At 62.3% G+C, this 15,892-nt stretch carries 13 protein-coding genes; 8 read left to right on the top strand and 5 right to left on the bottom strand.

All coding sequences use genetic code 11. The features are described from left to right. Positions 1-37: 37 nt before the first annotated feature. Complete coding sequence (locus ACXZ1M_RS28930) at positions 38-1,558, top strand: RICIN domain-containing protein (protein WP_459051039.1); 1,521 nt, start codon at positions 38-40, stop codon at positions 1,556-1,558. Between the two features lie 620 nt (positions 1,559-2,178). On the opposite strand, the gene ACXZ1M_RS28925 is transcribed toward ACXZ1M_RS28930, so the two are convergent. The 3 genes from ACXZ1M_RS28925 to ACXZ1M_RS28915 all read right to left on the bottom strand — a co-directional run bounded on the left by ACXZ1M_RS28925 (position 2,179) and on the right by ACXZ1M_RS28915 (position 6,193). Then, positions 2,179-2,772, bottom strand: coding sequence for a hypothetical protein (locus ACXZ1M_RS28925; protein ID WP_459051038.1), 594 nt, complete (start codon positions 2,770-2,772; stop codon positions 2,179-2,181). Positions 2,773-2,787: 15 nt separating this feature from the next. Next, a complete protein-coding gene (locus ACXZ1M_RS28920; RefSeq protein ID WP_459051037.1) occupies positions 2,788-3,255 on the bottom strand; it encodes a DUF3592 domain-containing protein in 468 nt (155 codons plus the stop codon). A gap of 259 nt (positions 3,256-3,514) precedes the next feature. Then, positions 3,515-6,193 (bottom strand): bifunctional acetate--CoA ligase family protein/GNAT family N-acetyltransferase, encoded by a 2,679-nt coding sequence (locus tag ACXZ1M_RS28915; protein ID WP_459051036.1) that lies wholly within the window; start codon positions 6,191-6,193, stop codon positions 3,515-3,517. 105 nt (positions 6,194-6,298) lie between these two features. Between ACXZ1M_RS28915 and ACXZ1M_RS28910 the strand changes: the two genes are divergently transcribed. The 5 genes from ACXZ1M_RS28910 to ACXZ1M_RS28890 all read left to right on the top strand — a co-directional run bounded on the left by ACXZ1M_RS28910 (position 6,299) and on the right by ACXZ1M_RS28890 (position 11,623). Then, entirely contained in the window at positions 6,299-7,438 is a 1,140-nt protein-coding gene (locus ACXZ1M_RS28910; protein ID WP_459051035.1) for a DUF1624 domain-containing protein, read from the top strand. Positions 7,439-7,524: 86 nt separating this feature from the next. After that, entirely contained in the window at positions 7,525-7,764 is a 240-nt protein-coding gene (locus tag ACXZ1M_RS28905; protein ID WP_459051034.1) for a hypothetical protein, read from the top strand. 21 nt (positions 7,765-7,785) lie between these two features. Next, positions 7,786-8,313 (top strand): (2Fe-2S)-binding protein, encoded by a 528-nt coding sequence (locus ACXZ1M_RS28900; protein ID WP_459051033.1) that lies wholly within the window; start codon positions 7,786-7,788, stop codon positions 8,311-8,313. Next, on the top strand, positions 8,310-9,332 hold the full coding sequence (locus ACXZ1M_RS28895) for an FAD binding domain-containing protein (RefSeq protein ID WP_459051032.1): 1,023 nt from the start codon (positions 8,310-8,312) through the stop codon (positions 9,330-9,332). The genes ACXZ1M_RS28900 and ACXZ1M_RS28895 overlap by 4 nt, the downstream gene beginning before the upstream one ends. A 65-nt stretch (positions 9,333-9,397) precedes the next feature. Next, positions 9,398-11,623: a xanthine dehydrogenase family protein molybdopterin-binding subunit gene (locus ACXZ1M_RS28890; protein ID WP_459054089.1), complete on the top strand. Its 2,226-nt coding sequence runs from the start codon at positions 9,398-9,400 to the stop codon at positions 11,621-11,623. On the opposite strand, the gene ACXZ1M_RS28885 is transcribed toward ACXZ1M_RS28890, so the two are convergent. After that, entirely contained in the window at positions 11,616-12,911 is a 1,296-nt protein-coding gene (locus tag ACXZ1M_RS28885; protein ID WP_459051031.1) for a cation:proton antiporter, read from the bottom strand. The genes ACXZ1M_RS28890 and ACXZ1M_RS28885 overlap by 8 nt on opposite strands. A 75-nt stretch (positions 12,912-12,986) precedes the next feature. On the opposite strand from ACXZ1M_RS28885, the gene ACXZ1M_RS28880 reads away from it, so the two are divergent. Then, a complete protein-coding gene (locus ACXZ1M_RS28880) occupies positions 12,987-13,421 on the top strand; it encodes a nuclear transport factor 2 family protein (RefSeq protein ID WP_459051030.1) in 435 nt (144 codons plus the stop codon). Then, positions 13,421-14,107 (top strand): pentapeptide repeat-containing protein, encoded by a 687-nt coding sequence (locus tag ACXZ1M_RS28875; protein ID WP_459051029.1) that lies wholly within the window; start codon positions 13,421-13,423, stop codon positions 14,105-14,107. The genes ACXZ1M_RS28880 and ACXZ1M_RS28875 overlap by 1 nt, the downstream gene beginning before the upstream one ends. An 8-nt stretch (positions 14,108-14,115) precedes the next feature. On the opposite strand, the gene ACXZ1M_RS28870 is transcribed toward ACXZ1M_RS28875, so the two are convergent. Beyond that, on the bottom strand, positions 14,116-15,819 hold the full coding sequence (locus tag ACXZ1M_RS28870; protein ID WP_459051028.1) for a tannase/feruloyl esterase family alpha/beta hydrolase: 1,704 nt from the start codon (positions 15,817-15,819) through the stop codon (positions 14,116-14,118). Between the last annotated feature and the right edge of the window lie 73 nt (positions 15,820-15,892).

Here is a 15,892-nt window from a genome sequence, read left to right as displayed (position 1 = left end):
CTGCTTTTTTTCGTCCAAAGAAAAAGGAGACATGCACATGAAATCCCGTTTTTACGCTTTGCTGCTGGCGATGTTTTGCTGGCTCGACGCTGGTGTCGCCGGCGCCGCCGTCACACTCGGCAATCAGGCATCCTACTATCCGCGCATGCTGCGGCTGGCGGCGGAAAACCGCCTGATCGCCAGCTTCGACTACGGCAACACGCAAAGCACCATCTGGGAAAGCACCAACAACGGCGCCAGCTGGAGCCAGATCGCCACCATCAACTTGACGGAGCCGGGCCACTGCTGTAGCGGCCTGTATGAAATGCCGCAAGCGGTGGGCGGCACACCGAAAGGCGCGCTGCTGTGGACCACCTCCACCACCAACGGCACCGCGCACACCATCAAGATTTATCGTAGCCTGGATAAGGGCCACACGTGGAGCCTCCTGTCCACGCCCGTCACCGGCAGTACCGGCGTATGGGAAGGGGAGTTCGCGGTCGACAGTAGCGGGCGGCTGGTGCTGTACTACTCCAGCGAAGAGTACAAGGGCAGTGGCTACAACCAGCTGATCGCGCACCGCATCTCCACCGACGGCGGCGTTACGTGGAGCGGTGACACCATCGACGTCGGCGTCAGCGACGGCAACGTGCAGCGTCCCGGCATGCCGCTGGTGGTGCGTCTGCCGAACGGCAGCTATGTGATGACGTATGAAGTATGCGGCGCCTCCAACTGCGAGGCCTTCATCCGCACTTCGGCCAACGGCGTAAGCTGGGGCACGGCGTCGAACATGGGCACGCGCATCGAATCGAGCTCCGGCAACCACTTCACGCAAACGCCGACGGTGCGCTGGTATAACGATGGCAGCGCCAACGGCCGCCTGCTGGTAACGGCCATGGTCCTGCGCCGCAACGGCGACAACAGCATCGCCGCCAACAACGGCCAGGTCTTCATGTACAACACCAACAACGGCAGCGGTGTATGGACCGAAGGCGCTACGCCGCTGAAGGCTGCGACCACGGGCGGCATGGACGTCTGCAACGGCTACACCACGCAGCTGCTGCCATCTTTGGACGGTACGCAGTTGTATGAGCTGGTGAATGTAGGCTGCTCGATCAAGTTCGCATCGGGGCCGATGGACAATCCCGTCGCCAGCGGCATCTACACGCTGATCTCCAAGAACAGCAGCCTGGCACTGGACGTCGCCGCCTGCTCGAACGCCGCCGGCGCCAACGTGCAGCAATGGACGCCGACCGGCGGCAACTGCCAGCGCTGGAATGTGCAGAACAAGGGCAACGGCGACTACGTCCTGACCGCCATGAACAGCGGCCTCGCGCTGGACGTGGATGCCTGCTCCACCGCCAACGGCGCCAACGTCCAGCAATGGACCGTGAACAACGCCGCCTGCCAGGCGTGGCGTCCGGAGCCGGTAGGGGATGGCTACTTCCGGCTGGTGTCGAAGAATAGCGGGCTGGTATTGGACGTCGACGCCTGCTCCACGACCGCCGGTGCCAATGTCCAGCAATGGCAATGGCTGGGCGGCGATTGCCAACGCTGGCGCCTGCAATCGTCGCCGTAAGCCTTAGCCGGTAGCCGCCATCACCGGCGGCTATCGCTCCAAAAGCGGACTGCAAAGACGGGTGGCGGCGCCATGCGAATGCAGGGTAGTCCTAAGTCGTTGGGATGAAGATGTAGGCACCGAGCGCACAGATCAATAAGGCCCAACCTAGTATGAAGGTCCAACGGGCAAACCGCTTGTAGTTGATTTCATTATCCCGCTTATCGTAGTGGTCAACCACGACAGAGCACATGTTGAGCACTGCGGCCAAAGCGGCCGCGCTAAGCAAGATTGCAGCGACTCCATGGAAATGGATCCCTGGGCCTCTCTTACCAGGAAGGTAAATATCATCAACGTAGAGGCCATAGGTCGCGTAGGCAGCAACTAAAGAGGCTTGAAACATGTACTTAACGCGAAGCGCACGCGGTACGTGGTTCGGGCAATGCAATTGGCCGTGTTCGTCAAGTATCCGACGATGTCGACGAGCTTCATCCACGAGCTGAGATAGTTCCTCCTCCGCCGAGCTCTCCGGGCCTAAATGATGCATATCGCTGTCACTACTTATCGCTATTTAAAGAATCGATGAATAAAAAAGCGGCCATAAGCTGCCGTGTTGGTTATGTTGAAGCGGCGGTGTCGATTCACTGTCCTGCAGAAATAACCTCAAACGAGGTAATTTGCATGCCGTACTGCGTGAACACTCCATATGCCCTGATCAATCCGCCTTCACGAAGTTGCTGTGTTTCGCTGTCAGATATCTGGCAAAGTCTAGAAGTCCAGATAGCATTCTCGCCCAGTTGCAGGGTCGCGTTATTTCCGCAACGCCTATGACCTACACTTGCTCTAATCACTGAAATCGTTTTTACTGTATCTACCTTTTCAAGGCTTATATGTGAAATGTAACTCATTATGCCGGAAAAGAATTCAAATGTAATGAACCAGATAATGACCCCAGCAATGATGAAATTCGCGATAGGGCCTGCAATCAAATTGCTGTTTCTTTTCTTTAGCCCGGCCTTCAGTTCCTTAATTTTTTTACGAGCGTAAGAGTGGACGAGACCTGACATCATTAGCAACCAAGTAGGTAGCAGTACCGGCGCTAGCTCTTGCGTTGAAATAAACTCGGGCCGAATCACAGCATAAGCCAAAACGCTAACTGCCATTCCTGCCAAGCATAGTATCGTGGCCGTCGTGATGATGCTTAATTCGTACCTGTCCCTTTGGTTGAAGCTCATTATCTTGCTGTTACTTTAATTGACGACGGATCGAGTATTGGGTTTTCTGGTAAGCCAAGCGCCTCCCAAGAGGGCTATCGCAACGCCCCACATTCCGAACACAACTCCCCAACCCAAGCCGGTACCTGAAGTGGCATTAGAAACGGTCACACTGGAGAAATCCGGTTTCTTCGCGAGAAAGTTCACCGTAACCTTTGTCCCTAGTGGCAATAGACTAGCTTCCGCGCCCGACCCCTGGACGCTTTGCAAGAATGCGTGATTGCGTACTGTATAGCGGATAGACGCAGTGTAGACGGCGCGGTTGTTACGCCTGATGACGTCGTGATCAACGACCTCACCAATTGTCTGACGTCCGTTTTTGAGAAGCTCTTCTTGATCGATCGCCGTTGCGATAAATATAGGAGACCACATCAGGCATCCCAAAACTCCCACCATACCCATCAATGCTAACGGTGTACTTATTTCAGACATAGATTTTCTCATATCACTTCCACTTCAACGCCATACTCTTACCAATCCACAACGCCTAATTTCAGCGCAAGGCGAAAACCCGCATTCCTCACTGTTCTTCCCAGTGAACTGGGAGGGTCCAACTCCTTAGCGAATCAGAAAATTCCCGACGCGTTTTAAAATAAGAGCATGCATTGGACGTCCACGAGCAAAAGTTTACTCCGGCCGATAGACCAGTATTGGCACGGAGAATAACATGTTGCCACTCTTGAAAATACGTGCAATCTCACATCTACAACGCCTTGCTGCATAGCTGGAATTCCGGATCGTCCTCGTAAGGACGCATCTGGAATCCGAGGCTGCTCATCAGCTTGAGCATGCCGCGATTCTTGCGCAGCACCAGGCCGACGATCTCGCTCAATCCACGATCACGCGCCACGTCCATAATCTCCAGCATCAGGCGCGTGCCCAGTCCCTGGCCGCTGAACTTGTCGTCCACCAGCAGCGAGAATTCGCAGCTGCTGCGGTCCGGATTGGCGATGTAGCGCGACACGCCGATGATGCTTTCGCTTTCGTTGAAACTACCGTCATCCTCCACCGTGCGCGTGGTCAGCACCGCCACCAGCGCCATCTCGCGGTCGTAGTCGATCAGCGTATAGCGCGCCAGCATTTGCGCCGACAGCTCGCGCAGCGACGATGCGAAACGGTTGTAGCGCGATTGCTCCGACAAGCCACGCACCAGCGACTGCAGCATCTCGGCATCCGTCGGCTGCACGGGACGCAGCGCGTATTCGCCGCCGCCGCGCATCGGCCACTCGCTGCTGTAGTTGGCCGGGTAGGGCATGATCGCCAGCTGGTCGAAGCGCTGGGCCGACGGCGGCGCGGCGCCCACCACCACGCGCGCATCCACCGCCAGCACGCCGTGCTGGTCGACGATGATCGGGTTGATATCGAGTTCGCGCAGCTGCGGCAGTTCGCACACCATCTCGGACACACGCAGCAGAATGTGTTCTATCGCCTGCAGATCCACCGCCGGCGCGCCGCGCCACTCGCCCAGCGTGGCGGCGACGCGCGCCCGGGCCACCAGCCGCTGCGCCAGGAACTGGTTCATCGGCGGCAGTTCCACCGCACGATCGTTGAGCAGGTCGATCATGGTGCCGCCGGCGCCAAAGCCGATCACCGGTCCAAATAGCGGGTCGCTGGCGACGCCAATGTACAGTTCCCGGCCATCGCGCTTGCCCGCCATGCGCTGTACCGTCACGCCGTTGATGCGCGCGCCCGGCTGCAGGCGCTGCACATTGGCCAGCATGTCGCTGTAGGCGCTGGACAGCGCGGCTGCATCGACAAGGTTGAGCACCACGCCTTGAACTTCCGATTTGTGACTGATGTCGGGCGAGTCGATCTTTAACGCCACCGGATAGCCCAGCTGCGCGGCGATCAGTTGCGCCTCGGCCGCGCTCCGCGCCGGCATGGTCGGCGTGATCGGGATGTGGAAGGCCGCCAGCAAGGCCTTCGATTCCATCTCGGTCAGCACGCTGCGACGCTCGGCCAGCACGCTTTCCACTAGCCGGCGCGCGCCGTCCAGATCGGGCTTGGCCAATTGCGACAAGGGCGGCGGCGTCTGTTGCAGCAGTTGCTGGTTCTGGTAAAACACCGCGATATTGCTGAAGCCATCGACCGCCGCTTCCGGCGTGCGGAAGTTGGCCAGCCCGGATTGTGCGATCAGCTGGCGTGCCGGCGTCACGCGCTCGTCGCCCATCCAGCAGGTCAAAAGCGGCTTGCTCAAGCCGCGTCCCGCCTCGGCCACACCCTGCGCCACGGCCACCGGGTCGCCATCGAGCTTGGGTGAATAGATCACCAACAGGCCGTCGATATTCGGGTTCCGCGCGCAGGAGCGGATGGCGGCGGCGTAGTGCTGCGGGCCGGCTTCCTCGGACAGGTCCAGCAGATCGGTCAGCGTGGCGTGCGGCGGCAGTTCCGGCGCCAGCGCCAGCGCAGCTTCGGCGCCGGGCACGCCCAGTTGCAGGCCAAGCTTGGCCAACCAGTCGGCCGCCAGCACGCCGGGACCGCCACCGTTGCTGATCACCGCCAGGCGCGGTCCCACGGGACGGTAGCGCGAAGCCAGGCATTTGGCGGCCGAGAACAGCTGCACGAAAGTGTTCACGCGCACCGCGCCGGTACGCCGCAGCGCCGCGTCGAACACTTCGTCGCTGCCGATCAGGGTGCCGGAGTGGGTGGCGGCCGCGCGCGAGGCCGCCGCGCCATTGCCGGATTTGATGATCACCACCGGCTTGGTATTGGCTGTGCCGCGCAGCGCCGACAGGAAGCGCCGCGCGTCGGTAATGCCTTCCATGTAGATGACGATGCTTTCGGTGGCCGGATCGGTGGCGAGGAAGTCCAGCGCCTGCGCCAGGTCCACCGCCGTATTGGGGCCGAGCGACACCACGGCCGACAAACCCACCGCGTTGGTGCCGGCCCAGTCCAAAATGGCGGAGGTGAGGGCGCCGGACTGCGAAATCAGCGCCAGGCTGCCGGGCTGCGCCAGCTTGCCGGCCACGCCGGCGTTCAGTCCAAGTCGCGGACGCTGGTAGCCCAGGCTATTGGGGCCAAGCAAATGCATGTCGTGCTTGCGCGCGATGGCGTGCAGTTCGGCCGCCTGCTCCGGCGGCACGCCGGACGACACGATCAGCGCTGTCTTGCACTGAATGCGGCCGGCCACCTCCAGCGCGAACGCCAGTTCGTCGTTCGGCAGGGCGATGATGGCGAGGTCGGCGCGCGAGTGAACCAGATCGGCCAGGGTGCCGGTCATGCCGACGTCAAGGAAGGTCAGCGCGCCCTGGTAGCCGCCCTCGCGCAGCTGTCCGCAGACCGTGCGTCCGAAGGCATTTTGTCGCTCCGGCTGGTCCGGCGGGCCGGCAAACACCACGATGGATTTGGGAGCGAACAGGGGGCTCAGATAGTGCAGGTCCATGACATCCTTTCTCAACAGCGACAGACAAACTACACTATACACCGGCGTGTATTGTGTATCATGCCGCCCATTTGCATTCTGCGCCGCTGGTGATTAAGGAATTTCATGGTTACTAACAAACGGGTCGCCTCCATCGATGTGATGCGCGGACTGGTCATGATGATCATGATGGTCGATCACGTGCGCGAGACCTTTTTCCTGCGCTTTCAGGTCAGTGATCCAATGAACGTGTCCGACACCGATCCCTGGCTTTTCTTCAGCCGCCTTGCCGCTCACTTCTGCGCGCCGATGTTCGTCTTCCTGACCGGTTTATCTGCATGGCTGTATGCGCACCCGGTCGGCGGGCAGCGCTCGCCGGCCGGCTTCCTGTTCAAGCGCGGGCTTTTCTTGATTCTGCTGGAAATCTGTGTGCTCAGCGTGGCGTGGAGTGGCCGCATTCCGCCGCCCACCATCTATCTTCAGGTGATCTGGGTGATCGGCCTGGCGATGATCGCGCTGGCACTGCTATATAGACTGCCACGCGGCATATTGGTCGCGCTAGGTCTGGTCATCGTCTTCGGCCACAACGCGCTCACGCCGATCAGCTTCGTGCCGGGCGAAGCGGGCTATATACCGTGGACCATTCTGCATGACCGTGGCTTCCTGGTGGCCGAAGGCGCGCTGAAGATTAAAGTGAGCTATCCGTTGCTGCCGTGGATAGGCGTGATCGTGCTCGGTTACGTTGCCGGCCCCTGGTACGCTTCCGCCACCGCGCCGGAGCAACGCCGTCGGCTGCTGGCCGGCGCCGGCGCGCTCGCCCTAGTGTTGTTTGCGGTGTTGCGTGGCCTGAATATCTACGGCGAGACGCTGCCTTGGCAGGAGGGGAAAAACGCCCTGCATACAGCGATGTCCGTTCTCAACGTGACCAAGTACCCGCCATCGCTGGCCTTCCTGTTGCTGACATTGGGTATGGGCCTGTTGCTGCTGGCATTACTGGAGCGGCGCGACAACGTCTTCCTGAGGATTTGCGCTACCTTTGGCGGCGCGCCGATGTTCTACTACCTGCTGCACCTGTTCGTGCTGCTGGCGTTGCAGAACGCTGCCGTAGCCTGGCTGGGGACGAACCACGGGGCACGCTATGAGTTCGAAAGCCTGTGGAATGTGTGGGCGATGACATTGCTGCTGATACCGCTGCTGTATTGGCCGTGTCGCGCTTTCGGCAACTTCAAACGGCGCACCAGCATGGAGTGGGTGCGCTACCTTTAATTTGCGCGCGTCCGTGATGTGCCGCACATACGCCCGGCGGCCGCTCGGCGATGCTGGGCCATGTGAACGAACATAGATGGTTGCAAATGGGTGACTGGATCGATCTGCTGCAATGGCCTGCGATGGCGGTGACGGTTGCGGCGGGATTGCTGGTCGGGTCCAAATCGCCGGCGCGTCGCAAGGCCGGCTTTTTTGCATTCTTGCTGAGTAACGCCTTATGGATAGCATGGGGATGGCATGACGAGGCCTGGGCCCTGATTGCATTGCAGCTTTGTCTGGTCGTGACCAATCTACGTGGCGTCCTGAAAAACGAGGATGCCGACTGACCCTAGTTACGAAAGCACGCTATGCAAGATACTTATCCTGTGCGACTGCACATCAACGGCAAACCTCACCAGTTTGAAGTCCAGGCGTGGGTGACGCTGCTCGACCTGCTGCGCGAGCAGGCCGGCCTCACCGGTACCAAAAAGGGCTGCGACCACGGCCAGTGCGGCGCCTGCACCGTGCTGGTGGACGGCGTTCGCATTAATTCCTGCCTGACGCTGGCGGTCATGCGCAACGGCGCAGACATCACCACCGTCGAAGGGCTTGCCGATGGCGCCGACCTGCATCCACTGCAGCAGGCCTTCATCGAGCACGACGCATTCCAGTGCGGTTACTGCACGCCCGGCCAGCTGTGTTCCGCTGTGGGGTTGATGAACGAAGGCCATGCGCACACCGCGGCCGAGGTGCGGGAGCTCATGAGCGGCAATATATGCCGCTGCGGCGCTTATCCAGGCATCGTCGCCGCAGTGACCGAGGTATTGGGCCTCGATCCTGCGCAACGACGCGATAATATCGAGCGGCCCTACACGCCGGGCACGGTGCCGGCATGAATCCATTCTCCTATTTCAGTAGCAGTGATGCCGCCGAAGTCCTGGCTCACGCCGACGCCGGCGCGCGCTTCGTCGCCGGCGGCACTAACCTGATCGACCTGATGAAGGAATTCGTCATGCGTCCGCAGGCGCTGGCCGATGTCAATGGTCTGCCGTGCGCCGACATCACGGCCAACGACGGCGGCGGCCTGCTGCTGGGCGCCACCGCGCGCAATGCGGCTACCGCTTACCATCCGGCGGTGCGAGAGGCTTATCCTTTGCTGACGGCGGCCATCCTGGCTGGTGCTTCGCCGCAGATACGCAATATGGCCAGCAACGGCGGCAACCTGCTGCAACGCACGCGCTGCCACTATTTCTACGACATTGGCACGCCGTGCAACAAGCGCGAACCGGGTAGCGGTTGCTCGGCCATCGGCGGTTTGACGCGGCAGCACGCCATCCTCGGCGCCAGCGCGCATTGCATCGCCACCCATCCATCCGACATGTGCGTGGCGCTGGCCGCGCTGGAGGCGGTGGTCCACGTGCGCTCGTCCAGCGGCGAGCGACGCATCGCCTTTGCCGACTTCCACCGTCTGCCGGAAGACCGGCCCGAGATCGACACCACGCTGATGCCGGGCGAACTGATTACCCATATCGAACTGCCGCCTGCCGCGCAATTCGCCGCCCACTCTTGCTACCTGAAGCTGCGTGACCGCGCTTCATACGCGTTTGCGCTGGTGTCGGTGGCCGCCATGCTCGATATAGGCGATGACGGCGTGGTGCGCGAGGCGCGCATAGCGCTGGGCGGCGTGGCACACAAGCCGTGGCGCGTGCCGCAGGCAGAGGCTTTGCTGGCCGGTCACGCGCCGGAAGCGGCGCGCTTCGCCATGGCGGCGGAGGCGCTGCTCGAAGGCGCTCAGGGCCAGGGCGACAACGACTTCAAGATTTCGCTGGCCCGCCGCGCCATCGTGGGCGCACTCGAACGTGCCGTACAGGGCACGCATGACAACACCAGCAGCGAAGAGGAGCGAGCACCGTGACCGACCTGATTGAAGAACTCCGCACACCATCGGCGGAACCCGGCACCGGTGCGGTCAGCATCGGCATGGCCGTCTCGCGCGTGGACGGCCGCGACAAAGTCACTGGGCAGGCGCGCTACGCGGCCGAGTATCCTGCGGCCGACCTTCTGTACGGCGTGGTCGTCAGCGGCACCATTCCGCGCGGACGCATCACGGCCATACGCGCCGACGCGGCGCTGGCGGTGCCCGGCGTGGTCGAGGTGATTTCGCACCTGAACCGGCCCCGCATCCGCTCCTTCGACATCTTCTACAAGGACATGACGGCCCCCGGCGGGTCGCCATTCCGGCCGCTGTACGACGAAAAAATCGCCTACAGCGGCCAGCCGGTGGCGCTGGTGGTGGCCGAATCGTTCGAAGCGGCTCGCTATGCCGCACGACTGGTGGAAGTGGACTACGAAATCGAACCTCACGCCACCTCGTTGCTGGAAAACCGCGAGCGCTCCTACAAGCCTAGTCGAATGAAGGCGGGATTCACGCCGCCGCCATCTCCCAAGGGACACGCCGATGAAGTGTGGGAAAAGGCCGCTATCAGGATGGAGGGTGAATACTACAGCGGTGTAGAGCATCACAACCCTCTCGAGATGTTCGCCAGCACCGTGATACGCGGCGCCGACGGCCACCTCACCATCTACGATAAAACCCAAAGCTCGCAGAACAGCCGCTGGTATGTGTCGCACGTGTTCGGCCTGGCAAAGGACAAGGTCACGGTGCGTAATCCCTACGTCGGCGGCGCTTTCGGCTCCGGCCTGCGGCCGCAATATCAACTGCCGCTGGCAGTGATGGCTTCGATCAAGTTGAAACGTTCGGTGCGTGTGGTGCTGACGCGCCAGCAGATGTTTACCTTCGGCCACCGGCCCGAAACGCAGCAACGCGTGCGGCTGGCGGCGGAGCCGGACGGCACGCTGAGCGCCATCATTCACGAAGCGGTAGCCGAAACATCGCGCATGGAAGATTATGTTGAAGTAGTGGTCAACTGGTCGGGCGAGCTGTATGCCTGCGAACATGTGCGGCTGGGCTATCACTTGGTCGATCTGGATCACGCCAGCCCGATGGACATGCGCGCCCCCGGCGCCGCCCATGGCGTGTATGCGCTGGAAGTGGCGATGGATGAACTGTCCTATGCGCTGAAGATGGACCCGCTGGCGTTGCGGCTGAAGAATTACGCCGAGATCGATCCCACGCACGGCCTTCCATACTCCACCAAGGAACTGCGTGCCTGTTACCAGCAGGGTGCGGATCGTTTTGGCTGGAACAAGCGTCCGCTGGAGCCAGGCACGATGCGCGAAGGCCGGGAATTGATCGGCTGGGGCATGGCGACCGGCGTGTGGGACGCGATGCAGATGTTCGCGCGCGCCAGCGCCGTGCTGCATGCCGACGGCACGCTGGTGGTCAGTAGCGCTGCTTCCGACATCGGCACCGGCACTTACACGGCGATGAGCATCATTGCGGCCGATGCCATGGGCCTGCCGTTGGAGAACGTGCGCTTCCAGCTGGGCGACTCGACGTTGCCGGTGGCGCCGATCGAAGGCGGTTCCTCGCATGTGGCCACAGTTGGTTCGGCGGTGCAGGGCGCTTGCGAGAAGCTACAAAAAACGCTGTTCAAGCTGGCGCGCAAGATGCCCGAGTCTCCGCTGGCCAAGGCGCGCCTTGCGGACATCGAATTCAAGGGCGGCCGCTTACGGTTGGCCGCGCGCCCGGAAATCTCGGTAGCGCTGGTGGACGTCATTGCCTCCAGCGGCGAACTGCGGTTGGAAGAAAAGTATCTGCTGCTGCCTAATATGCTCAAGCAGATGAAGTACCAGCGCTCCACGCATTCCGCCGTGTTCTGCGAAGTGAGGGTGGACCCTGAATACGGCACCGTGCGCGTCACGCGCGTGGTCAGCGCCATCGCCGCCGGCCGCATCATCAACACCAAGGCGGCGCGCAGCCAGATTATCGGCGGCGTGGTGTGGGGCATCGGCCAGGCGCTGCACGAGGAAACCCTGTGCGACCACAATCTGGGCCGCTTCATGAATCACAATTTAGGCGAGTACCACGTCTCCGTCAATGCCGATATTCACGACATCGACGTCATCTTCGTAGAGGAGGACGACCGCATAGTCAGCCGCATCGGCGCCAAGGGCGTGGGCGAAATCGGCCTGGTAGGCGTGGCGGCGGCGGTCAGCAACGCCATCTATCACGCCACCGGTCGCCGCGTTCGCAGCACGCCGATGACGCCCGATAAGGTGGCGGCCGGCGAGACGTCTATTTAGCGTCGTTGCTGTCGATCAGGGGCTTGACGCTGAAGCCATGCACCAGGATCGACAGCATGATCACACCCAGCGAAATGCCGGTCAGCTCGCGCGCCAGGTTGGGCGGTAGCCCGGCCTCGATGGCGAACACCAGGTAGAAGATAGAGCCGATGCCGCGCACGCCGAACCAGCCGGTGACGCAGCGCATACGCTTGCCGACGCCACTGCCCATCAGCCCCACATACACCGCCAGCGGCCGTGCGACCACGAACAGGAAGGCCGCCACGCCGATGGTCTCGAAGGGCAGGTCACGCAGCGAGATCATGCCGCCCAACAGCAGCACCAGCGTCAGCTCGGACAGGCGTTCCAGGTGCTCCTTGAATACCAGCGATTCCGCGCTGACCACCATGGGCACGCCGTTGGTGTCGTTGTCGTGCGCTGCTTTGGACTTGCTCATGTCCGGCTCCATCAGGCCCTGTCGGTCCTTGGGCGCGCCGGCCAGCTTCAACTCGGTCTGCCGCAGCGCGACGGCGGCAAAGAACACGGCCAGGTAGCCGGACGCTTTGATCATGCTGGCCGCGCCGTACACCACGGCGATCATGCCCAGGCCCACCAGGTCATCCATGATCTCGTGGCGTGGCTTGACGATGCGCAGGCGCCACCCCAGCCGCGCCAGGCCGGCGCCGGCCAGCACGCCCACCGCCACCGCGCCGGCCGTGCCCCAGACCACGTCCACCAGGAACCAGTGCAGATAATTCACCTCCGGCGTTCCGATACCCAGCATGGCAAGGCCGAGCAGCACAAAAGGGAAGGCGCTGCCGTCGTTCATGCCTGCTTCGCAAGTGAGATTGAAACGCAGCGCGTCCTTGTCGCCGGCGTGGCGTACCTGCACGTCGGTGGCCAGCACCGGATCGGTGGGCGCCAGTATCCCGCCCAGCAGCACTGCGGCGCCGGGCGGCATGTGCAGCACGTAGTGGGCAAACAGCGCCACCAGCCCGACGGTCAACGTCATGGAAATCCAGGCCATGCGCAGCGGCGCGTTCCAGCGTGACAGCTTGAAGGGCACGGGCATCTTGATCCCGGCGGAGAACAGGGAGATTAGCAGGGCAATCTGGGTCAGCATCTCCAGCAGCGCAGACTGCTCAAACGGATCGATGTTGAAGAGATTGAAAAAGCTGGGGCCGAGCATCAGCCCGACGCCCAGATAAACGATGGCCGACGTGAAGGGCGAACGCGATATCGTCGTCGCCGCCAGGCCGCGCGCCAGCATCAGCAGGCCGACCAGGAGGAACCATTGATTTGTGCTCATTGTCCCAGACTAAGAGGTTTTCTTCAAATTGTCTGTGGGATGGCCCACGGTGGAGCGGTTATACTCAACCCTACCATGAAAAAAATCCTGATCTCCCTTTTCGGTGCATTGCCCTTGATCTCTTCGGCGGCGCCGTGCCTGCCAGCACCCGCCCTGATCGAGCGCGATTCCCAATACGAAGAAGCGCTGCGCACCGGCGACGTGCCGTTTTTACAATCCCTGCTGGCCGAAGAATATGTGTGGGTGCATTCACTCGGTTCGCAGATTGAAACGCGTCCCGGCCTGCTGGCGCGGCTGGCGAAGCCGGTAGTCTACAAGGCGCGCAGCACCAGCGACGTGCATGTCCACGTGCAGGGCGACACTTCCGTGGTGCGCGGCGTGAGCACCACCGAGCAGTGGAATCCGGATGGCGCCACCTGGCGCACCAACCGCTACCAGTTCATGCGCACCTACGTCAACGTGGCGGGCCAGTGCAAGCTGCTTTCTGTACAAACCATGAATCTGAAGTGATGGAACAATCGCATACCAACGCCGTCTCCGGCGTGGCGCTGTCGCGCGCCGAACTGGAAGACCACCTGTCGCAGGGCGTGCGCCGTTTCGAAAGCTGCGCCTTCGACGACGAGGACTTGTCACGCCTCGACCTGCAGGGCTGCGTGTTCGAGCGCTGCACCTTTGCCGGCACATCGCTGTTCGCCAGCAAGCTGGCGCGTTCGCAGTGGCTGCGCTGCCGTGCCGGCGGTGCGGATCTGGAATCGATCGATGCGGTCGACGCGCGCTTCGAAGGCTGTGACTTGAACAACAGCAAATGGCGCCGCTCCAAATTGGCCTCCGTCGCTTTCCACGGCTGCAAACTGACCGGCGCTTCGTTTGAAGAGGTGGCGCATCTCGGCATCCACTTTGAGGAATGCCTGCTGGTGGGCGCCGACATGCGTGGCTTCACCTTCCGGAAGGCGACGCTCAAGGAGTTGGATTTCTCAGACGCCTACCTGTCCGGCTGCGACTTCCGTGAAGCCGTGTTCGAAGGCGGCAGCTTGCGCAACGCTGTGCTCAAGCTGGCCAAGCTGCAGGGCGCCGACCTGCGCGGCGCCGATATCGAAGGCATCAAGCTCACCGAGGGCGGCTTGTTCAAAGGCGCCATCATCTCGCACGCGCAGGCTGCGGCCTTCCTGCGCGAGCTCGATCTGATCGTCGTCTAAATTCCCGCTTACGACTCGCAGCTGAAGTTGGCGGCGTCCTCGACGCTGCCGCTGCCCTTGTATTTGGCCGTTTTCGGATAAGGGCAGAGCGGCCGCGTGCGCGTCGCGGACCAGTTGGGCGGCAGGTCGGCGTTGACGCCGCCCGCGTTGCCGGCGCCGCGCACGCTCGCTTGCACGCTGTCCGGCGCCTTGCCTCGTTCCACCCATTCCACCAATGGCGTCAGCATGTCGAATTGGTCGGCGGTCGGCCCGCCGGAGCAGTGGTTCATTCCTGGCACGTTGAAGTAGCGCGAGAAGTTGGACGCGTCGCCGCCGTTGGCGGTGCGCAGCGCGTTGTACCACGCCACGGTGTCGTCGGCGGAGAAGATAGGATCGCTGGCGCCGTGATAGACCATGATCTTGGCGCCACGGTTCTTCAGCGTGGACAGGTCGGACGGATTCGGCGGCAGCATGAACGACAGTGCGCTTTCGGTGTAGGTCGCGTTGGTTGCGCCCACCTTGAGCAGCATGCTTGCCAGGTCGCCGGTCAGCGCGAAGTTCGGGCCGTTGAAGGTCGCCGGGTCTTCGGGCGGCGCTTCCCAGATCAGGCCCACCGCGCCGGTATCCAGGATCAGCGAACTGCTGAACTTCCACCACGACCAGCCGTCGGTCGCCAGCCCTGCGTCATAGGGGAAGCTTGAATAGATCTTCGCGCCGTTGGGTATGGTCGCGCCGGCGAAAAGGCCGCCGATGGTGGTCTTCTGCGCCGCGCTCAGGCAGGTGCCGTCACGCGATGCGCTGCAAGTCGGCACATCGCGATTCAGGTCGAAGACGGCCTGGCAGGCTTGCGTGTTCTGCACCAGTCCATCGGCCGCGCCGTCGAGCGCATCGCACTTGGCCAGCACCGCGTTGGAAACCAGCTTGCGTTCGGCCAGCGTGAAGCCGGTCGACAGGTCGCCCGGCGTGGTGGCCAGCGAGTTATACGCCTTGGCGCCCGCGATGTTGGCGATGGCTGCCAGTGGCAGGCGGTAGCCGGGATTCCCGACCAGGAAACCGTCGTACTGGTCGGCATAGCGCGCCGCCGCCACCATGGTGTGGCGGCCGCCGTTGGAGCAGCCGCCGATGTAGGAGCGGTCCGGCTTCTTGCCGTAGGCGGTTTCGATGATGTACTTGGCCATCGGCGTCAGCTTGCCGACCGCCTGGTAGCCGTAGTCCAGCCGCGCCTGCGGATCCAGGCCGAAGAAGGGCGTCGCTGCACTGTGTCCGGCGTCCGAACTGATGACGGCGAAGCCCTGGTTGAGCGCATGGTCCAGCGGTCCGCCGCCGCCCACCGGGCCGGTGGCCGGGACCACGCTGCCGTCCACGCCGCCGTTGGCCTGGTAGAAGAAGCGGCCGTTCCAGTTGTTCGGCAAGCGCATCTCGAAGCCGATGGCGTAGCTCTTGCCATCCACGCTGCTGGTGCGCTTGTACATCTGGCCGGTGACCTGGCAATGCGCGGGCACCGGTTTGCCGGCCACCGTCAGCGTGCCGGCCGCGATGGCGTTTGCGGCGGCGATGGTGGTGTTGGCGAAGTTGATTTTGGCCGCCAGTTCGGCGCAGGACGCCAGCGATGCGCCGGTGGCGGCGCCCAGTTGCGGTAGTCCGCCGGCGTTTGCCTTGACGTTCGATCCGCCACAGGCGGTGAGCAGCAGGGCGGCGCCGGCCGCCGTCACCAGTGAGAGTTGTTTGTTCATAGGGTGTCTCCTCTATAAAGCGATGGACGTGCCGGTCCGCGCAGCCTCTGTGGGCCGCGTCAGACCTGCGTTT

The organism is Duganella paludis (assembly GCF_054461335.1).
Note: the sequence above shows the minus strand (reverse complement) of the source record. Positions and strands in the feature narration are given on the sequence as shown.